Below are 17,049 nucleotides of genomic sequence, written 5' to 3'. Positions count from 1 at the left end.
CATATCGGTGATAACGGATAGAAAGGAGACATAACATGTCTGTAAATGTTTATGATGTTGCATATGACCTTGAAAAAGCTCTGCGTCATAGCGAAGAATATTCAACTTTAAAAAATCTTTATGATGAGGTAAACGCGGATGAGTCCTCTAAAAGAATGTTCGAGAACTTCCGTGACATTCAAGTGAACCTTCAACAAAAACAAATGACTGGTCAAGAGATCACACAAGAAGAAGTGGAGCAAGCTCAAAAAACAGTGGCACTTGTTCAACAGCACGATAAAATCTCTCAGTTGATGGAAGCAGAACAACGTGTGAGTGTTCTCATCGGAGAATTAAATAAAGTGATCATGAAGCCTCTTGAAGAGCTTTATGGGAATCCAGAAGAAAATAATTAATGAAAAGGGCGATGATATTCGCCCTTTTTTTATTTCACATGTTCCCTGTCCAACTTTTCAAAAAAAGGTTGTCGAAGCTCATAAATTCTGCGATAATACTTATATTGAAAGTGCTTTCAAATGAGCGCTCTCATGGGACAATTGGGTGCGTTTCACTTGGGATTTAAGGCGATTAGCCAAACGAGAGAGAAGCGCTTCTGGGAGAAACGCAAAGCATAAGGGGATCTGATATAAGCAATGCTTTGGTGTGTGAAAGATAAGGGGATCATGGGGAGCTTCATCACCTCATTGTGACGCATCCAAACCATACATAAAAAAAAGCCTAGGGGTAGGCTTTTTTTATTTGCAAAAGATTCATAACACAGGGCTCTTTCAACTGCATGTTCTAAAGCACCAAGCTAGGGCATATCCTTATCGTAAGTACAGTCATCAAGAAGGGGGATGCCTCAGTGTCAAAAAAACTACTTGCACTCAATATAGATGGAACGTTACTTCGTTCCAATGGAAAAATCCATTCCGCTACAAAAGAAGCTGTGGAATACGTGAAGAAAAAAGGGGTTTACGTGACGCTTGTCACCAACCGGCATTTTCGTTCCGCACAAAAAATAGCCAAGGCGTTGAAGATTCCAACGTCAACCCTTGTGACGCATAGTGGTGCATTTATCGCGAATAAACTCGATGAGCCGCTTCATGTGAAGAAACTAACGGAAGAAAAAACATTTAATCTTGTGCAAATTCTTGAAAGCTTTGATTGTAATGTTCGCCTACTGCATGAAAAATTCTCAATTGGCAACCGGAAAAAAACGCAGTCACAGCTGATGGGAAAGACGTTGATTCATCCGTCTGATCCAATTTTCTATCCTGTGCAATTTGTTGAATCGCTAAGTGATATGCTGATGGATGAACCGGTCAGTACACCAGTCATTGAAGTATATTCGGCCGCAGAGCTTCAGCCTGAAATTCACCGAACCATTCAACAAGCTTTTCGATCTGTCGATCTTATTCAGATCAGTGATGAGAAAATGAATATCGTATGCAAAGGCGTATCGAAAGAAGCGGGGCTTTCTCTTTTGACTTCAGCATTAGGTTTGACTTTAGAAGATACGGTGGTCATTGGGCAGGGGACAGATGACATCCCAATGCTCGAATTGGCTGGCTTAGGCGTTGCGATGGGAAATGCCCCTCATTCTGTTAAGCGTAAAGCCGATTGGGTGACACGTTCGCACGATGAACAGGGAGTCGCTTATATGATCAAAGAATACTTTAGAATGCAGCAAAGAGAAGGATTTTTACATCAATTCGATATTAAACGATAATATAGACGAAGGCCCTGTCAATCAAGAAATGGCAGGGCCTTCAACTGTTCCAGTCATTGCTTTTCCTACATAGATTTTGTAAAATGAAACAAGTTTGAAGATAAAGGTGATACGATGCGAATTTTAATTAAAGGGCTGTCAGATGAACGATTTCATCGCCCGCTTGTTAATATAGCCAATTTATTTGAAGAAGATAGTGAAGTGCTGTTTGATACAGGAGAATTAGAAGATGGCTTAACCATGGTGTTTAGCTGGAAAGAAGAAAATGGAACGGTGGAAGCATCTGGTCACATCGCTGGATCAGACATCACTAGTCGTTTTTCGCGAGACGTCCCAGAGGGCTTGAACGATAAGGAGCGCTGGAAGCAAATCAAAAACACAGTGCTGTCTGTTTATTTACATCTGCTTCAGGAGCACACAGGAATGACGCAAAAGTGGGGGATTCTCACAGGGATACGTCCTACAAAATTACTCCATAAGATGCTGAGAGAAGGCATGACACAGGAAGACGCGCATGCCGCATTAAAGCGTGATTATTTGATTCATGATGAAAAAATCGATTTGATGCAGGAGATTGTCGACCGTCAGCTTCAAGCGATTCCTGACCTGTATGACCTTCAGCAGGAAGTAAGTATTTATATTGGTATTCCTTTCTGCCCAACCAAATGCGCTTATTGCACGTTTCCTGCTTATGCGATTAAAGGACAAGCTGGAAGAGTGGGAACGTTTTTGTTTGGTCTGCATTATGAGATGCAAAAAATCGGTACTTGGCTAAAAGAACATGGTATCAAAGTGACGACTGTTTATTTTGGCGGAGGTACGCCGACGAGTATTACTGCGGAAGAAATGGATTTGCTGTATGAAGAAATGTATCGCTCGTTCCCTGATGTGAAACATATACGGGAAGTGACTGTCGAAGCAGGACGTCCTGATACGATTTCACCTGATAAGCTAGAGGTGCTAAACCGATATCATATTGACCGGATTAGCATCAATCCACAATCGTATGAGAATGAAACACTGAAAGCCATTGGCCGGCACCATAGTGTAGAAGAAACGATTGAAAAGTATCACTTATCAAGACAGTATGGCATGAATAATATTAATATGGACTTAATTATTGGTTTGCCGGGAGAAGGCCTAAAGGAATTCCAGCATTCCTTGCAGCAGACTGAAGAACTTAAGCCTGAATCTTTAACCGTGCATACGCTCTCCTTTAAAAGAGCTTCTGAGATGACGCGCAATAAGGACAAATATCAAGTAGCAGACCGGGAAGAAATCACACGTATGATGGATGAAGCGGTCGCTTGGACGAAAGCACATGACTATCATCCCTATTATTTATATAGACAAAAAAACATCTTAGGGAACCTTGAAAATGTCGGGTATTCATTGGATGGGCAGGAAAGTTTGTATAATATCATTATTATGGAAGAAGTGCAGACAATTATAGGGATTGGATGCGGTGCTGCTAGTAAATTCATTGATCCGCGTTCAGGAAAAATTACGCAGTATGCCAATCCAAAAGATCCAAAATCGTATAATGACCGCTATGAACACTATACCGAAGAGAAAATTGAATTTCTTGAGTCATTATTTGTTCCTCACGTTTAAACACTGCGGTGACGCAGTGTTTTTTTCATTTGTAAAAGGGTATATAAGTGATAAAAAGTTAAAGCAGGTGTACATATGATTGATGTGATCGGAATTGGGATTGGGCCCGCCAATTTAGGTTTGGCGGCTTTGTTAGAGGAGTATGAAGATGTTTCATGCTGTTTTTTTGAACAGGAGTCCGAGTTTGCCTGGCATCCTGGTATGCTGATCAAAGGAACGGATTTACAAGTCTCCTTTTTAGCTGATCTTGTGACGATGGCGAATCCAAGGAGCAGGTATACATTTTTAAATTATTTACATGAATCAAATAGACTTCACCGGTTCTATACATTTGAACAGTTTGACATTCCGCGAAGAGAATTCAATGAGTATTTATCATGGGTCGCAGGTGAATTAGATAGCTGTCAATTTGGGATGAAGGTAGAGGAAGTGACGGACTGCCAAGGTGGTTATCTTGTGAAAGTCCGGCGATTGAAGGATGGATCGCTTTCTGAGTATCGGGCAAAGCATGTCGTGCTTGGAACAGGGAGCAAACCGATGATTCCTGTCGATGTGCCTGATGCTGCACTGCCATATGTGACACATAGCAGCCGTTATTTAGACCAGCAGGAAGAACTTCATGAAGCTGAGTCGGTGACGGTGATTGGCTCTGGGCAGAGTGCAGCCGAAATCTTCTTAGACCTGCTTCAGCATCAAAAGAAAGGACAGCAGCTTTCGTGGTTTACGCGATCTAGTGAATTTAGAGAGCTGGAGACGGCAGAGCTTGGCCAGGAGCTATTTACACCGAAGTACGTCGAATATTTCCATTCGCTTCCTTATGAAGAACGAATGAACACATTGCCTAGGCTGACTGGATTAAGAAATGGTATAGATGCATCGACGCTCTCGCGTATTTATCAGGAATTGTATCATCGGTCTGTTACAGGTGAAGAGCCATCTGTGGTGATTCAGCCAATGACCGAGCTTGAAGCGATTCAGGTGGAGGAGAATCAGTCCCTGAAGCTGCACCTAAAGCAGTGGCAGCTAAAGAAAGAAAAGAGCATAACAGCTGATCGTGCCGTATTGGCTACAGGGTACACTCCGAATATCCCGGCGTGGTTTAGTGCGTATGAACCTTTGATTGAATGGGAAAGTGAAGAGCATTTTAAAGTGACAGAAGACTTCAGGCTTGTGTTCAAAGACAAGCGCCCTCATCATTTCTTTACATTCACGCATCTTGATCACTCTCATGGAACAGCGGCGACCAATTTAAAACTATCCATCTACCGCAACCAGAAAGTGATTCAAACCATTCGCGGGGTCAAGGAAGCGCCAGTCAAGCAAGAAACAGCATTTCAGCAATTTGAATGAGATATGAAAAAGGGCCCAAGTATAGGCCCCTTTTTCATTAGATCGTTGTTTCCTTTTTCACTTTTGGCTTTTCTGTTTTCCATTTGAAGATTTTGTTTAGAATTTGATAAATTCGCTTAGATTCCTTCGTCACAAGCGGTCCTAAAATCGCAAGGATTAAGACGTACAATGCAGCAAATGGCTTTAAGGTAGCGGCAAGTCCGCCCGCAATACCGAGCTCAGCTACAATGATCGAAAACTCTCCGCGTGATACGATGGTTAATCCAATATTAGAAGAGGCTTTATGAGAAAAACCAGCTCTTCTTCCAGCGAACATTCCAGCAGTGAAGTTCCCAATGAAGGTGAGAATCACAGCGCCGATCGCAAGCCAGAAGGCATCACCTAATGTAAATGGATCAATGCTGAGACCGAAGCTGAAGAAGAACATGGCCCCGAAGAAATCTCTAAATGGAACCACAAGATGTTCGATGCGGTCAGAGTGCTCTGTTTCTGAGAAAACAAGACCAAGTAAGAGTGCCCCAATGGCCTCTGCTACATGGATTGTCTCTGAGAAACCAGCGACAAAGAATAAAGCCGCAAAAATCACAATGATGAACACTTCGTTCGAACGGATATCGAACAACTTGTTTAATCGTTTTGGCAGCTTACGTGCGATGATAAAGAAAAGCATCATATAACCAAAAGCAATGAAAATGGATAATAAGGCACCGCTAACCGTTGTGGCATCTCCAAGGACAAGACCAGATACGACGGATAAATAAACAGCGAGGAAAATATCCTCAAACATAATGATCCCAAGAATTAACTCAGTTTCAGGGTTCGCAGTCCGTTTCAAATCAACAAGGACTTTGGCCACAATGGCACTGGATGAAATCGTGATAACCCCTGCCATAATGAGAACCTCAAGGAATCCAAACCCTGTGATAAAACCGTAAAGCAGTCCTAAGCTGAAGTTAATCAAAATATAAATAGATCCGCCGACAGCAATGGATTTGCCCGATTTAATAAGCTTTCCGACAGAGAACTCAAGTCCAAGATAGAAAAGAAGGAACAAGACGCCCATTCTGCCAAAAAACGAAATAATTTCGGTGCTTTCGATAAATTTTAGATCAATGATCCCGATGGTTGGAGCATGCGGCCCAACGATCATACCGAGGACAATGAGAAAAGGGATGATAGAGTATTTTATTTTATTGGCGATTAAGCTGGCGATGGCGATGAGAATCAGCGCCGTCCCAACTTCAAAGACTAAATGATCCATTCATCACTCTCCCCCTCTAGAAAGAAAATCACGTATCAATCGCTTTAAGTGTTTTCTTTCGCCTGAAATGACCATCGTATCATTTGCTTCAATAATCGAATCGGCACCAGGGTTCAGTAATTTTTCATTTGTATGTTTAATGATCGCAATGACGGTGACTTCATAGTTTTGCCGCACATCTAAATCACCGAGTGTATGTCCAACCGCTTTTGCGCCTTTTTCCACCTTAAACCATTCAATCATCAAGTCATTGAAGGCCATTTCAATGGTTTCAAGTGCCTGCGGTTTATACACCATGCCGCCGATAATCGCAGCGATTTGCCTTGATTCAGCATCATCGAGAGAAATGGTGGACAGCACTTCATCTGGATCATCATCGTCAAAACGATAAATCTCCCGTCTGCCATCATCATGAATCACTATCGTCATTTTTTCTCTATTTCTCGTTTCAATTTCAAATTTCTTTCCGATCCCAGGAAGATCATTTTCTTTAATATTCATTTTATCCCTCCGAATATGATAGGTTGTGTTTTTCATATAGTAATACGGATGAAATAAAATGAATCAGTAGAGGTAATTTGATTGACACATAATGGGGATCGCACACTTCATTTCCAAAAAACATAGATCAATGGATAGCGCAGCTGATGGAGCAGGCTTGAGAAAAAAAATCTTTGAATCAGCCAGTGATAATCTGTTCTTTAACAGAATAGAGGAGGCATGTTTTTTTGAAAATGGAGGTGTCTTCACAGCTTGAATTTCTTCATCGTAGATGGATGGAGAAATAAGACTAGGTGCACTCGCTTCTGCCTGTGGAGCAAAAACGACATTTGAAAAAGGAGAAAACATGACGATGAAACTAACCAATATGAATATGGAACACCTTATCAATCATCCTCCCCCTTTCAAAATCATTTTCTTTCTTCATTTACTATATAAAAATATATTTCTTGTTTCAACAATTATGCTTGTTTTGGTATCAATTGATCTTGAAATTTTTTATGAAGAGGAAAAGGGATTATTCGGGTTGAAATGGAATTAAGTCATGAGTTTAAAAGAAAAGGGGGATGGATGATGACATATATCAATTGTCAGTTAGACGGGGATATTTTTGAAATCGTTTTCAACAGGCCTGATGCTTATAATTCATTTCATGTGGACATGTTTGCTGAATTCAAAGAGGCGTGTGATGCAGCGGAAGAAAGCAGTGCAAAAGTCGTTGTGATCAAGGGAGCGGGGAAAGGGTTTTCAGCAGGCGGAGATATTGGCATGATGCTTAAGCAGGAAAGTGAAGAAGATTTCCATCGTGTGATGGATTTGATCGAGGGAATTACACTTTCTCTAGCCGGTATGAAAAAAGTGACGATTGCCCTTGTCCACGGGTCAGCGGCAGGCCTTGCTTTTAGCTTTGCTTTAAGCTGTGACTACTTGTTTATGCATCAGGATGCACAGCTCGCCATGAATTTTAATGGAGTAGGGTTAATTCCAGATGGCGGAGGGCATTTTTTTCTCACAAAAAGAGTCAGTGAACAAACCGCGAAACAATTGATTTGGAGCGGACAAAAGCTGCCGGCTGAAGAAGCGTTAAAACTGCGCCTTGCAGACGGGGTGTTTCAGGATGAAGTCGATGCGTATCAAAAAGTATGTGTGAAGCCGTTTATGAACATGCCGCTTCAAGCATTTATTGAAACAAAGCTGATCTATTTTCAGCAGTCAGAACCTGAGCTGCTAGCCGTTCTTCAAAAGGAGAGGGCAGCACAGGCAAGACTGAGGCAAAGTCATGATCATAAGGAAGGCATTCAGGCCTTTTTAGAAAAAAGACGACCTGTGTTTCAGAACGTATAAACGAATGTGAGGCCGGCGAATGCCGGTTTTTTTAACGTTCAAATAAAAGAAGCTTGCCTGCATCATCAACGAGCCGGTGGGAATGCTTCGTGTATTGCTGTTCGATTAAGCGATGGCGCCCTAATTCCTTTGCCTTTTCATCACTATCCGTTGTGATTTTTTCATTTAATAAGGTCTCACCCGACCGGTCAAATACAGTTAAAAAGTATGTCTTCTCCATTCCTCATCTCCCTTTCCTCTGCTTTTCTATGTAATTAAACAATGAATAAGGCAAAACCTCTTTTTTAGCTCTTAAAACTGTGTTTTTTAGAATGAGAGCTATAGAACGTGCATTCGTAAAAATGGCATGATAAAATATGGACAATGACAGTATCGGACAAGGAGATAGACGTTTGACTAAGCTCACCTTTATTCATGCCGCAGATTTACATTTAGACAGTCCATTTGCAGGAATGTCGAATATCCCTAGCTTACCATTTAAGCGGCTCAAAGAAAGTACATTTCAAAGTGCGAAGAATATGTTTGATCTCGCCATTGCTCGAGCAGTAGACTTTGTGCTGCTGAGCGGAGATTTATTTGACGAATCCAATCGCAGTCTGAAAGCACAGCTGTTTTTAAGAAATCAGTTTCTAAGACTGCAAACTCAAGGGATTGACGTCTTTATTATTTATGGTAATCATGATCATTTAGGCGGTGAATGGACACCGATTGAGTGGCCTGAGAATGTGCACGTTTTTTCAAGCAGTACACCAAGTGAGCAATCCTACTATAGAGGGGGGCAGCTTGTTGCAAGTATTTATGGGTTTAGCTACAAAGAGCGGGCTGTCTATGAAAATATGACATCTCATTATGTCAAAACGACAGATGCTGCCTATCACATTGCGATGCTTCACGGTACATTAGCCGGACAAGAAGGGCATGATGCGTATGCACCATTTCAGCTTGAGCAGCTTCTTTCACGGGATTTCGATTATTGGGCGCTTGGACATATACATAAGAGAGCCCTTCTGCATGAAGACCCGTTGATTATTTACCCTGGTAACATGCAGGGCAGACATATTAAAGAAACAGGAGAGAAAGGCTGTTACGTTATTCAACTCTCCGAGGATTCTGAGACAGCGGAATTTATTAGCTGTGCGGATGTGATGTTTGAGACACTTGCAATAGACATGACAGAAACGGTTCATATGACGGATCTTGTGACACTTGTGGATAGCAAAATCAGTGAGCTGAAAGAGGAGGGCGTCCCTCATTTTGTGAAAATTGAATTGACGGGTGATGCTCCTCCTTACTTTGAGCGTACTCAGCTTGAGGTACTTGAGGAGCTGTTGACCGTTCTTCATGAACAGGAAGAAGATGAAGAGGTATTCGTTTGGGTGATATCGATTGACTGCCGAACAAACGAGGATGTCGTCTATCCAGAAGATTCTTTTTTGAAGGAACTCACTGCTGAAATTTCACAGTTTGAGGCATATGAAGAGCTTCTATCACCGATCAAGCGTCACCCAACCTATAGAAAGTCAGGAAAAGCTCTCACAAAAGAGGATGAAGTGGATATAAAAGAAGAAGCACAAAGGCTGCTGACAGAACAGCTAAAGCAATTATGAGAAAAGGAGAGGCACAATGAAAATACGTTCACTCCATATCGCCCATTTCGGGAAATTTTCAAATCGGACCTTTCACTTTTCTGATGACGGTTTTCAGCTAGTTTACGGCCTGAATGAATCGGGGAAAACGACATTGAAAACGTTTATTGAATCGATGTTATTTGGTTTTCCGAAAAACAAGATGTACAAGACGAAACAGGGTTCTTTTTATGGTGGTTCCCTTACTTGCCAAGATGATGAGTTAGGCGTTATTCATATTGAGAGAACGTCCGATCGCGGTGGGCAAGCACAGGTATTTTTACCGAATGGTGAAGTGAAAGACGAAGCTTTTCTACAGACACTTTTAAAGGGAACGGATCGCAGATTATATCAATCAATCTATTCATTTGATGTGTTTGGACTGCAAAATGTCCAAGCCTTAAACCAGGACCAAATAGGCGAATTTCTACTTTTCTCAAGTTTATTTGGCTCGGATGCAGCCACCAAGATGGATAGCAGGCTGCTAAAGCAGCAGGAGCAGCTGTTTAAACCAAATGGACGCAAGCCTGAATTAAACCAGCAGCTTGATCGTTTAAAAGAGCTGACAGGTCAGCTGAAACAAGCGAGATTGGTAGAAGGCAGCTATACCGAAAAGAAACGGGAGCAATCTGAATTAACAGAGACGATCGAAAAGCTTCAAAGTGAAATGAAGCAAGCTGAGGAACACATTCAGAAACTGGCTGAATCCATTCAAGTTTATCCCATGATTGAGAAAAAAGTGGAATTAAAAAAGGAATTAGCCCGCTATCCAGACCGAGTCAAACGTTTTAGAGCAGAAACAGAGCATGAGCTGGATAAACTAGAATCACACCTTCACCCGAAAAAGGCTCAATTGACTGCACTGAAGCAGAAGTTAGACCATTTGCAAACCTCACTCGTACAAGTTCAACCGCTCTATGACAAGGATACCATAATGGAGATGAAACGAGTCGTAGATGAAGCAGCTGATGCTGAGCTTGTGAAAAAGCACATAGCAGAGTGTCGAGCAAACCGTGATTCATTGAAACAAAAAATAGACGAAGCGGTAGCAAAGCTAAAGTGGGAGCGCCCGATAAAGCTCGAACAAATTGACGATTCGCTTGAATTTGAGTGGGAATTAAAGGAGACTGTCACTCAATACGTTCGTCTCATGGATAGAAAAGCGCAGTTAGATGAACGATTTGATCACGCAAGACATGAGCTGGACGAAGCAGAAGCCGCTCTAAAAGGATTAAAGGAACAGCAAGTCAGACAGCACGGAGCAGAAGATGATGCGAAGGGGACAAGATCGAAAAAGAAACCGATTCATTCCCGGGCGTCGTTATTCCGAGGCTTGATCGCATTTGATGTGGTGCTTCTGCTTGTTCTATTCTTTTTAACAGAGTGGTGGATCACGCTCTTGTTTGCGGGATTTTCTGTTTTTCTCTTCTTTCTCATTTACCCATTAAGTCAAATGAGCCCTATGAAACAAAGAAGCGGCGAAGGGGCCTTTGATTCATTTCAAGTGCAGGCAGCTTCAGCTGAAACACTTATGAGGCAGAAGGAGCTTCTGTACGAAAGAATCATTCGGCAATATGAAGACTGGGAGCTAGAGCTGGAACCTGTCCAGCAGCAAGTAGAGGAAAAGAAGAGACAGCTTGGCTTGTCGTCTGAGCTTTCTTTCCTAGTAGAGGCCTTCCATATCCTAAAACAATTAAAAATGAATACAGCGGCATATGAGGAGCTTCATCGTGAAATAGGCATGCTTTCCGATCAGCAATCGATTTATGAGGGCAGGGTTTCAGCGTTAAGCAGTATCCTTCAAAAAAAGGAAGGAACCATTCAGGAGAATATCTCAGCTTTTCAAGAGATATTGAAAGATGAGGCGAGAAGAGAAAAAGAACGCCAGACATTGCACGTATCTATTCAACATGCGATCCAGCAGCTCACGACACTAGAAGGGGAAATTCAATATTACGAAAAACAAACTGGCGAGCTTTTTCGTCAAGTAGAAGCAGAGTCCAAAGAAGATTACCAAGTGCTTTCTCATCTATCTAAAGAATACCGGGAACGGCTTTCCCATTTGCAGCAGCTAAATCAAGAGCTTCATAGAAGCGGTTGTTTTGATGAGGAGGAATGGATTGTTCGCAAAGGATTACCTCTCCTTGAAGAGGAGTGTGCAGAAGCAAGGCAGCACCTTCATGACGTTCAATTGAATGCGGAGAATATGGAAAAACGTTTAGCAGAACTAGCGGTGGAAATCCGGCAAATAGAAGCTTCTGGAACGGTGTCTGATTTGACTCATCAGCTTGCCGCAGAGCAGGAGCATGCGAAGCACCTCGCAAAAAAATGGGCGGCAATTCAGCTTGTCCGCTCCGTCATACGAGAAAAATTGAATGAGCATAAAGAAACAAGGCTGCCTGCATTGCTTCAAACAGCCTCAAGTTTTATTCAACCGTTAACAAATGATCGTTATGAAGCGATTTTATTTTCACCTGAAGATGACTTGCTGATGGTGAAAAGAATGGATGGACGAATATTCCGTCCAGAGGAGCTTTCACAGGCAACGTGTGAACAGATCTATCTGGCGATTCGTTTTGCGCTCGCTTTGTCTCATCAGCAAGATTGTCAGCTTCCGTTTATGATGGATGACAGCTTCGTTCATTTCGATCACGTTCGTCTAGGAAGAGTGCTGGAGATGATGAACGAGCTCACACGTTTTGAAACACAGCTGTTTTATTTCACCTGTCATGAGCATATGAAGCAAGCAGCAGAAGATGGACAGATTACGAGTTTAGCAGTTGAATGATTGACAAATAATGACTTATGTTATACTTATATGAGCAGAAACATGGAAGGAGCTTTTATTGAATGGCTAAAGGGATCATGACCTATGATGTCGGCGAACAAGTTGACCTGCATTTATTAATTAAATCATCTACTAAAGGGATTGCGAGTAATGGCAAACCATTTTTAACGTTAATTCTTCAAGATCAAAGTGGAGATATTGAGGCGAAACTATGGGATGCAAAGCAGAATGATGAACAAACCTATGCCGCGCAAACCATTGTGAAGGTAGTAGGCGATATTCATCATTATCGCGGGAGGAATCAGCTGAAACTTAGGAATATACGCCCTGTTGCTGAAAATGAGCAAATTCGAATTGATGATTTTCTCGAAACAGCTCCTATTCCAAAACATGATATGATGGATACGATTATGCAATATATCTTTGATATGAAAAACCCTAATATACAGCGTGTTACAAGGCATTTGCTGAAAAAATATGGACAGGAATTCGCTGACTATCCAGCAGCGACAAAAAACCATCACGAATTTGTCTCTGGTCTTGCTTATCACGTGGTGTCCATGCTGCATTTGGCTAAATCAATTGTTGACCTATATCCATCATTAGATCGAGATCTTTTATATTCAGGCATCATTCTTCATGATTTAGGAAAAGTCAAAGAGCTTTCGGGCCCAGTCTCAACCACCTATACGGTGGAAGGGAATTTAATCGGTCATATTTCGATTATGGTGACAGAAATTGCGAAAGCTGCAGAAGAGCTTGGCATTGATTCAGAAGAAATTCTGATTTTACAGCACTTAGTACTGAGTCATCACGGAAAAGGAGAGTGGGGCAGCCCGAAACCACCAATGGTGAAGGAAGCCGAAATACTCCACTATATTGATAATTTAGATGCGAAGATGAATATGATGGATCGTGCGCTTGAGCATGTGAAGCCAGGAGAATATACAGAACGTATTTTTGCGCTAGAGAATCGTTCATTTTATAAACCAACCTTTCATCACGAATAACCATGTCAAAACGTCCGTTTATTGCGGGCGTTTTTTTCATAACTTGTCTTCTTTTCGCATAAGCATGTAACACAAAGGAAGAGAGAGCTGTTCTGAAAAAAGGAGGCGATGAAAAAATGTTGTTTTTTCCATGGTGGGTGTATGCATGTATCATTGGCATTATTTTCTGTGCGTATAAATTAATGACAACGGCCAAAGAGGAGCAAGAGATTGATCAATCCTTTATTGAAAAGGAAGGAGAAATTTTTATCGAGCGAATGGAACAAGAAAGAGAGCGTAGACGTCAGGATCAGCAAGTGAAAAGATCACATGATACGGCGGCACATGAAGACTCGATTGCTTAATCAGGTCATATAAAAACCCCTCTGCACGATCACGGCAGAGGGGTTTTTGTGATTACTGGTTTTGTTGAGGTTGTTGATTTTGTGCGGGTTGTTGAGACTTTTCTTTGAATGTGTTTTCAAGTTCTTTATCTTTTACTTTCACATCGGCATCTTTCACCAATTTGTTTAAGATCGTTTGGATTTCATTTGTGTCTGCTTGTTTTTGATTAAGCAGTTCTTTTTTCAAGTCTGCTTTCATGTCATCGTATTTACCGCGTTCTTCGGTCTTTTTAATGATATGGTAGCCGAATTGTGATTTCACTGGTTTGCTGATTTCATTCACTTTTAGTTTGAAAGCAGCTTTACTGAAGTTCTCGTCCATTTGGCCTTCTTTTGCGAACCAGCCTACATCGCCGCCTTGTGCTGCTGAAGCGGTATCAGTTGAATATTCAGACACAACGGCATCCCATTTTTCACCTTTATCTAATTTCTTTTCCACTTCGTCAGCTGTTTTCTTATCAGCTACTAAAATGTGGCTTGCGCGGATTTTCCCTTTTAGGTCATCGTAATACGCTTTTACTTCTTTATCAGTGATTTTGATGTTAGCTTTGGCAGCCTTTTGAGTCAGCAGCTCATATTTCACTTGATCTTTGATGTAATCTTTTCCGAATTCATCTTGAAGTTGTTTTAAACGATCTTCACCAAGTGTCTTTTTATATTCTTCCATTTTCTTATCAATTTCTTTATCAGATACTTTGTATTTGTCAGCAAGAACCTTTTGTTGAACAAGTAGATTTAAAGCATCTCCACCTGCTTGTTTCTTAAGAGTTGTATAAAGCTCTTCTTTTGTGACATCTCCTGATTTTGTTGTTGCGATGACATCTTTATCACCGCTACTGCATGCGCCAAGAGTTAAAACACTAACTGCTGTTACAGCTGCTAAAGCCATTTTTTTCATTCAAAAAACACTCCTAATCTTTCCAATTTATTTATCATTGCTTGTATCATAACATATTGTGACACGCTGTAAAAAGAAATGCAAATGGGAGGGCATTCGTCTAGTCAAAAATTTGCGCGCGACATACACATATAGTGATCACAAAAAGGAGGCTGAATTATATGGGAGCAGGATATTCTAATGGGTTTGCTTTATTGGTCGTGCTATTCATTTTGCTGATCATCGTTGGTGCAGCATATCTTTACTAATTAAATCGCTGTGACAGAAAGGAGCCGTCCTGCCATGCGTGCGGGCGGTTCTTTTTTCAAACGATGACAGGTGCCTAAACGTTTTCATTTTTTTTGCATACACTGAGCTTAGAACAGAGCAAGAACTGGCAGGAGGTGTTTTACATGGGAGGAGAAGTCTTTGCTGGCGGTTTTGCACTAGTCGTCGTGTTATTCATCTTATTGATCATTATCGGTGCATCTTGGATTTGCTAATCAATCAATATACACAAAAAGCTGCCCTCAAACTGGCAGCTTTTGCTTTGATCTTAAATAGAAATGGTAATTTCAACAAATGATGAGATCAGTAAGATCAGTATCGATACATTGATAAAGCGAAACACCTTATCTTGCCGTTCTTCAGGAATCTCTCTGACAAGGCATAATGTATTAGTAAGCCTGTTTATTGAATACACAATAAACGCGGCAAAGACGATGAAGTAAAATAAAACTATCGGAGATCCCCCCTCTCTATGCTATTCCCATACTACATTACCAAATTTTTTATGAAAAAGATAGAAGTTGGCTTTAAAAACCTCATGATGAGGAAGTTTGGTCAACTAAAATATCAAACTCGTCTTGGGCTTGATCGATGATGCAGGATTTAGGTGCTTTGAGCAGTTTCCATGCAAATAAAAAGTCAGGCAAACAATAGCCTGCATGAATACTTGCGATGATGATAAAATAGTGTGCATACATTGGAAACGCCACGCCTAACACAAAGTAAAGCAGTGAAATCAAACAAAATGGACTGAGAAGTGAATAAAGCATTACTTTCTTTGGCACACGCTTCCAGCAATTTCGTTTAAATAGCGTCATTTTTTTCTTGTTTTTCATCACTGGGATCAAGTGAACCACACGGTGGACAAGCAATGTCACAAGTAAAAGCACAGCAAAAAGCGGTGCGTTGTGGCTGCTTAGTCTCGTTTCAGGATGAGTCAGTTGAAAACATAAAAAAGCCATAATGAAAAAAAGTATAGCAAGACTTATGGCTGAAATCAGCAGTCTCGTATAACCATAATCCTTTTCAAGATTAATGGTCTTCCAACAATTCATTTTTCATCCTTCCAATCTTAAAAAACTAATTGAATATCTCAAGATAATTTACTCTTCCTAAGGATAAAAATCAATGGTTTTGTTGAAAAAAAATAAAATGTTGCCTTCATATGGAATAAAGAGAGGAAACTTTGGGTTTTTCAAGAAAAAAAGACAGAAGAGGGAGGTTCGTCTCTTTCGTCAATGAGTAATTTCGGCTAAAATAGAAAGACTAAGAGAAAGAGGGAACGTACATGAGTATTGAGGAACGAATGAGCCAGCTCGAATATTATATGGAACTTTTGCTGACGGCGACCGATATGAGCCGTTATCCATATTATGCATTATTGATCAGGCAGCGGGTATCGAAAGAAGAGGCGAAGGAAATTGAGCGTATTTGTGCTGAGCTTTCAGAGGAAATGGACAAGCAAAAAGCACAAGGCTACGTCATGTTTGACGATATGCTTGCGCTTTTTGCAGGACAGTTAATTGAAAAGCTGGATGTGCATGAGACGATATTTGCATTGCATGATCAAGGGCTGTTTCAGCCGTTAATGAATGAATTTATAAAGATCATTAAACAATTTGATTTGCTTTAGCCGCTTTTTCTGCTGCATCAGCTGAGTCTTCAAGTTCCTCAGGCTTTTTCGTGACTTTTCCTCGCTCATTCAAAAAGTCCTTCTCAATGTTTGAAAACGATTTCTCAAAAATCTCCATGAAATCCTCACCATAGATGTTTCGGATAATACACATCATTTCTAAAATCTCAGGGAACTTTCCGTAAATGTCATGAAGCGGCTGTGCGCCTTTGACAATACCAGTTCGTGCCGGGTCATAATCTTCAAGTAGTTTATGGAATGTCTCTTCGCCTTTTGGCGTTAGCTCAATATACGTATTGCGTTTATCGTTTAACTTTTTAGAAAATTTTAAAAATCCTCGTTCCTCCAGTTTCTTGGAGAAGTTAAACGCCGTTGATACATGCATGACGCCAAACTTTGCAATTTCTGATATTGAAGCTCCTTTTAATTGATACGCAATCCACAAAATATGATGTTCATTGATATTTAGGTTATACGGTTTGATCCACTGCTGCCAGTCCTTTTCAATGGATTTCCAAAGAGCTTTGCTCAATTGGGCCATTCTTTGACTGAATAAAAGTGCTTCTTTTACATCGAAAGGCTGTTCCGAATGATTCATCCATTTCACCTACTTCTCTTTTTCTTGTAATTCTATTATGCCAATAAAATAAAGATTAATAAAGCT

The 17,049-nt window shown here is 40.9% G+C and carries 20 protein-coding genes; 13 read left to right on the top strand and 7 right to left on the bottom strand.

Features of this window, described 5'->3' with window-relative positions; genetic code table 11:
• Nucleotides 1-35: 35 nt before the first annotated feature.
• The 4 genes from C6Y03_RS15015 to C6Y03_RS15000 all read left to right on the top strand — a co-directional run bounded on the left by C6Y03_RS15015 (nucleotide 36) and on the right by C6Y03_RS15000 (nucleotide 4,675).
• Nucleotides 36-395, top strand: a complete 360-nt coding sequence (locus C6Y03_RS15015; RefSeq protein WP_106039568.1) for a YlbF/YmcA family competence regulator — start codon at nucleotides 36-38, stop codon at nucleotides 393-395.
• Between the two features lie 449 nt (nucleotides 396-844).
• Nucleotides 845-1,711 (top strand): Cof-type HAD-IIB family hydrolase, encoded by an 867-nt coding sequence (locus C6Y03_RS15010; RefSeq protein ID WP_106039567.1) that lies wholly within the window; start codon nucleotides 845-847, stop codon nucleotides 1,709-1,711.
• Between the two features lie 114 nt (nucleotides 1,712-1,825).
• Nucleotides 1,826-3,325 carry a coproporphyrinogen III oxidase gene (locus C6Y03_RS15005; RefSeq protein WP_106039566.1) on the top strand — a complete coding sequence of 500 codons (1,500 nt, stop codon included), beginning with the start codon at nucleotides 1,826-1,828 and terminating at the stop codon, nucleotides 3,323-3,325.
• Nucleotides 3,326-3,400: 75 nt separating this feature from the next.
• Entirely contained in the window at nucleotides 3,401-4,675 is a 1,275-nt protein-coding gene (locus C6Y03_RS15000) for a lysine N(6)-hydroxylase/L-ornithine N(5)-oxygenase family protein (RefSeq protein WP_106039565.1), read from the top strand.
• 37 nt (nucleotides 4,676-4,712) lie between these two features.
• On the opposite strand, the gene C6Y03_RS14995 is transcribed toward C6Y03_RS15000, so the two are convergent.
• The gene (locus tag C6Y03_RS14995; protein ID WP_106039564.1) at nucleotides 4,713-5,936 is read right to left on the bottom strand and encodes a cation:proton antiporter; all 1,224 of its coding nucleotides are present in this window, start codon (nucleotides 5,934-5,936) and stop codon (nucleotides 4,713-4,715) included.
• Between the two features lie 3 nt (nucleotides 5,937-5,939).
• Nucleotides 5,940-6,437: a cation:proton antiporter regulatory subunit gene (locus C6Y03_RS14990; RefSeq protein WP_034663613.1), complete on the bottom strand. Its 498-nt coding sequence runs from the start codon at nucleotides 6,435-6,437 to the stop codon at nucleotides 5,940-5,942.
• A 352-nt stretch (nucleotides 6,438-6,789) separates the two neighbouring features.
• On the opposite strand from C6Y03_RS14990, the gene C6Y03_RS19205 reads away from it, so the two are divergent.
• Nucleotides 6,790-6,978 (top strand): hypothetical protein, encoded by a 189-nt coding sequence (locus tag C6Y03_RS19205; protein WP_080869524.1) that lies wholly within the window; start codon nucleotides 6,790-6,792, stop codon nucleotides 6,976-6,978.
• 29 nt (nucleotides 6,979-7,007) lie between these two features.
• The gene (locus C6Y03_RS14975; RefSeq protein WP_080869535.1) at nucleotides 7,008-7,781 is read left to right on the top strand and encodes an enoyl-CoA hydratase; all 774 of its coding nucleotides are present in this window, start codon (nucleotides 7,008-7,010) and stop codon (nucleotides 7,779-7,781) included.
• A 31-nt stretch (nucleotides 7,782-7,812) separates the two neighbouring features.
• Here C6Y03_RS14975 and C6Y03_RS14970 read toward each other — a convergent pair whose 3' ends face one another.
• Nucleotides 7,813-8,001 carry a YhzD family protein gene (locus tag C6Y03_RS14970; RefSeq protein WP_034663606.1) on the bottom strand — a complete coding sequence of 63 codons (189 nt, stop codon included), beginning with the start codon at nucleotides 7,999-8,001 and terminating at the stop codon, nucleotides 7,813-7,815.
• 172 nt (nucleotides 8,002-8,173) lie between these two features.
• Between C6Y03_RS14970 and C6Y03_RS14965 the strand changes: the two genes are divergently transcribed.
• The 4 genes from C6Y03_RS14965 (at nucleotide 8,174) to C6Y03_RS14950 (ending at nucleotide 13,548) form a co-directional block, all read left to right on the top strand.
• The gene (locus C6Y03_RS14965; RefSeq protein WP_034663603.1) at nucleotides 8,174-9,388 is read left to right on the top strand and encodes a metallophosphoesterase family protein; all 1,215 of its coding nucleotides are present in this window, start codon (nucleotides 8,174-8,176) and stop codon (nucleotides 9,386-9,388) included.
• 16 nt (nucleotides 9,389-9,404) lie between these two features.
• A complete protein-coding gene (locus C6Y03_RS14960) occupies nucleotides 9,405-12,194 on the top strand; it encodes an ATP-binding protein (RefSeq protein WP_095284970.1) in 2,790 nt (929 codons plus the stop codon).
• Between the two features lie 62 nt (nucleotides 12,195-12,256).
• Entirely contained in the window at nucleotides 12,257-13,204 is a 948-nt protein-coding gene (yhaM, locus tag C6Y03_RS14955; protein WP_034663598.1) for a 3'-5' exoribonuclease YhaM, read from the top strand.
• A gap of 116 nt (nucleotides 13,205-13,320) precedes the next feature.
• Entirely contained in the window at nucleotides 13,321-13,548 is a 228-nt protein-coding gene (locus tag C6Y03_RS14950) for a sporulation YhaL family protein (RefSeq protein WP_034663596.1), read from the top strand.
• A 52-nt stretch (nucleotides 13,549-13,600) separates the two neighbouring features.
• Here the strand turns inward: C6Y03_RS14950 and C6Y03_RS14945 are convergent, their stop codons facing one another.
• Nucleotides 13,601-14,485 carry a peptidylprolyl isomerase gene (locus C6Y03_RS14945; protein WP_003211354.1) on the bottom strand — a complete coding sequence of 295 codons (885 nt, stop codon included), beginning with the start codon at nucleotides 14,483-14,485 and terminating at the stop codon, nucleotides 13,601-13,603.
• Nucleotides 14,486-14,646: 161 nt separating this feature from the next.
• On the opposite strand from C6Y03_RS14945, the gene C6Y03_RS14940 reads away from it, so the two are divergent.
• Entirely contained in the window at nucleotides 14,647-14,733 is an 87-nt protein-coding gene (locus C6Y03_RS14940; protein WP_008361129.1) for a YjcZ family sporulation protein, read from the top strand.
• A gap of 144 nt (nucleotides 14,734-14,877) precedes the next feature.
• Nucleotides 14,878-14,967: a YjcZ family sporulation protein gene (locus tag C6Y03_RS14935; protein ID WP_017360317.1), complete on the top strand. Its 90-nt coding sequence runs from the start codon at nucleotides 14,878-14,880 to the stop codon at nucleotides 14,965-14,967.
• Between the two features lie 53 nt (nucleotides 14,968-15,020).
• Here C6Y03_RS14935 and C6Y03_RS19400 read toward each other — a convergent pair whose 3' ends face one another.
• Nucleotides 15,021-15,206 carry a hypothetical protein gene (locus C6Y03_RS19400; protein WP_072368131.1) on the bottom strand — a complete coding sequence of 62 codons (186 nt, stop codon included), beginning with the start codon at nucleotides 15,204-15,206 and terminating at the stop codon, nucleotides 15,021-15,023.
• Nucleotides 15,207-15,288: 82 nt separating this feature from the next.
• Nucleotides 15,289-15,807 carry a DUF3267 domain-containing protein gene (locus C6Y03_RS14925; RefSeq protein ID WP_060595916.1) on the bottom strand — a complete coding sequence of 173 codons (519 nt, stop codon included), beginning with the start codon at nucleotides 15,805-15,807 and terminating at the stop codon, nucleotides 15,289-15,291.
• 233 nt (nucleotides 15,808-16,040) lie between these two features.
• Here C6Y03_RS14925 and C6Y03_RS14920 point away from each other — a divergent pair, with 233 nt between their 5' ends.
• A complete protein-coding gene (locus C6Y03_RS14920) occupies nucleotides 16,041-16,385 on the top strand; it encodes a YhaI family protein (protein WP_034663590.1) in 345 nt (114 codons plus the stop codon).
• Here C6Y03_RS14920 and C6Y03_RS14915 read toward each other — a convergent pair.
• Nucleotides 16,363-16,983 carry an HTH-type transcriptional regulator Hpr gene (locus C6Y03_RS14915; protein ID WP_034663587.1) on the bottom strand — a complete coding sequence of 207 codons (621 nt, stop codon included), beginning with the start codon at nucleotides 16,981-16,983 and terminating at the stop codon, nucleotides 16,363-16,365. The genes C6Y03_RS14920 and C6Y03_RS14915 overlap by 23 nt on opposite strands.
• Between the last annotated feature and the right edge of the window lie 66 nt (nucleotides 16,984-17,049).

This window comes from Bacillus sp. LNXM65 (assembly GCF_002998575.1).
Taxonomy (GTDB): Bacteria; Bacillota; Bacilli; order Bacillales; family Bacillaceae; genus Bacillus.
The sequence above is the reverse complement of the archived record's forward strand: the minus strand, read 5'-3'. Positions and strand labels throughout refer to the sequence as shown.

What these genes read in the sequence shown, in the direction of transcription:
- C6Y03_RS15015 (WP_106039568.1), top strand. Translation starts at nt 36, where the DNA reads ATGTCTGTAAATGTTTATGATGTTGCATATGACCTTGAAAAAGCTCTG.
- C6Y03_RS15005 (WP_106039566.1), top strand. Translation starts at nt 1,826, where the DNA reads ATGCGAATTTTAATTAAAGGGCTGTCAGATGAACGATTTCATCGCCCG.
- C6Y03_RS15000 (WP_106039565.1), top strand. Translation starts at nt 3,401, where the DNA reads ATGATTGATGTGATCGGAATTGGGATTGGGCCCGCCAATTTAGGTTTG.
- C6Y03_RS14995 (WP_106039564.1), bottom strand. Translation starts at nt 5,936, where the DNA reads ATGGATCATTTAGTCTTTGAAGTTGGGACGGCGCTGATTCTCATCGCC.
- C6Y03_RS14990 (WP_034663613.1), bottom strand. Translation starts at nt 6,437, where the DNA reads ATGAATATTAAAGAAAATGATCTTCCTGGGATCGGAAAGAAATTTGAA.
- C6Y03_RS19205 (WP_080869524.1), top strand. Translation starts at nt 6,790, where the DNA reads ATGAAACTAACCAATATGAATATGGAACACCTTATCAATCATCCTCCC.
- C6Y03_RS14975 (WP_080869535.1), top strand. Translation starts at nt 7,008, where the DNA reads ATGATGACATATATCAATTGTCAGTTAGACGGGGATATTTTTGAAATC.
- C6Y03_RS14970 (WP_034663606.1), bottom strand. Translation starts at nt 8,001, where the DNA reads ATGGAGAAGACATACTTTTTAACTGTATTTGACCGGTCGGGTGAGACC.
- C6Y03_RS14960 (WP_095284970.1), top strand. Translation starts at nt 9,405, where the DNA reads ATGAAAATACGTTCACTCCATATCGCCCATTTCGGGAAATTTTCAAAT.
- yhaM (WP_034663598.1), top strand. Translation starts at nt 12,257, where the DNA reads ATGGCTAAAGGGATCATGACCTATGATGTCGGCGAACAAGTTGACCTG.
- C6Y03_RS14950 (WP_034663596.1), top strand. Translation starts at nt 13,321, where the DNA reads ATGTTGTTTTTTCCATGGTGGGTGTATGCATGTATCATTGGCATTATT.
- C6Y03_RS14945 (WP_003211354.1), bottom strand. Translation starts at nt 14,485, where the DNA reads ATGAAAAAAATGGCTTTAGCAGCTGTAACAGCAGTTAGTGTTTTAACT.
- C6Y03_RS14940 (WP_008361129.1), top strand. Translation starts at nt 14,647, where the DNA reads ATGGGAGCAGGATATTCTAATGGGTTTGCTTTATTGGTCGTGCTATTC.
- C6Y03_RS14935 (WP_017360317.1), top strand. Translation starts at nt 14,878, where the DNA reads ATGGGAGGAGAAGTCTTTGCTGGCGGTTTTGCACTAGTCGTCGTGTTA.
- C6Y03_RS14925 (WP_060595916.1), bottom strand. Translation starts at nt 15,807, where the DNA reads ATGAATTGTTGGAAGACCATTAATCTTGAAAAGGATTATGGTTATACG.
- C6Y03_RS14920 (WP_034663590.1), top strand. Translation starts at nt 16,041, where the DNA reads ATGAGTATTGAGGAACGAATGAGCCAGCTCGAATATTATATGGAACTT.
- C6Y03_RS14915 (WP_034663587.1), bottom strand. Translation starts at nt 16,983, where the DNA reads ATGAATCATTCGGAACAGCCTTTCGATGTAAAAGAAGCACTTTTATTC.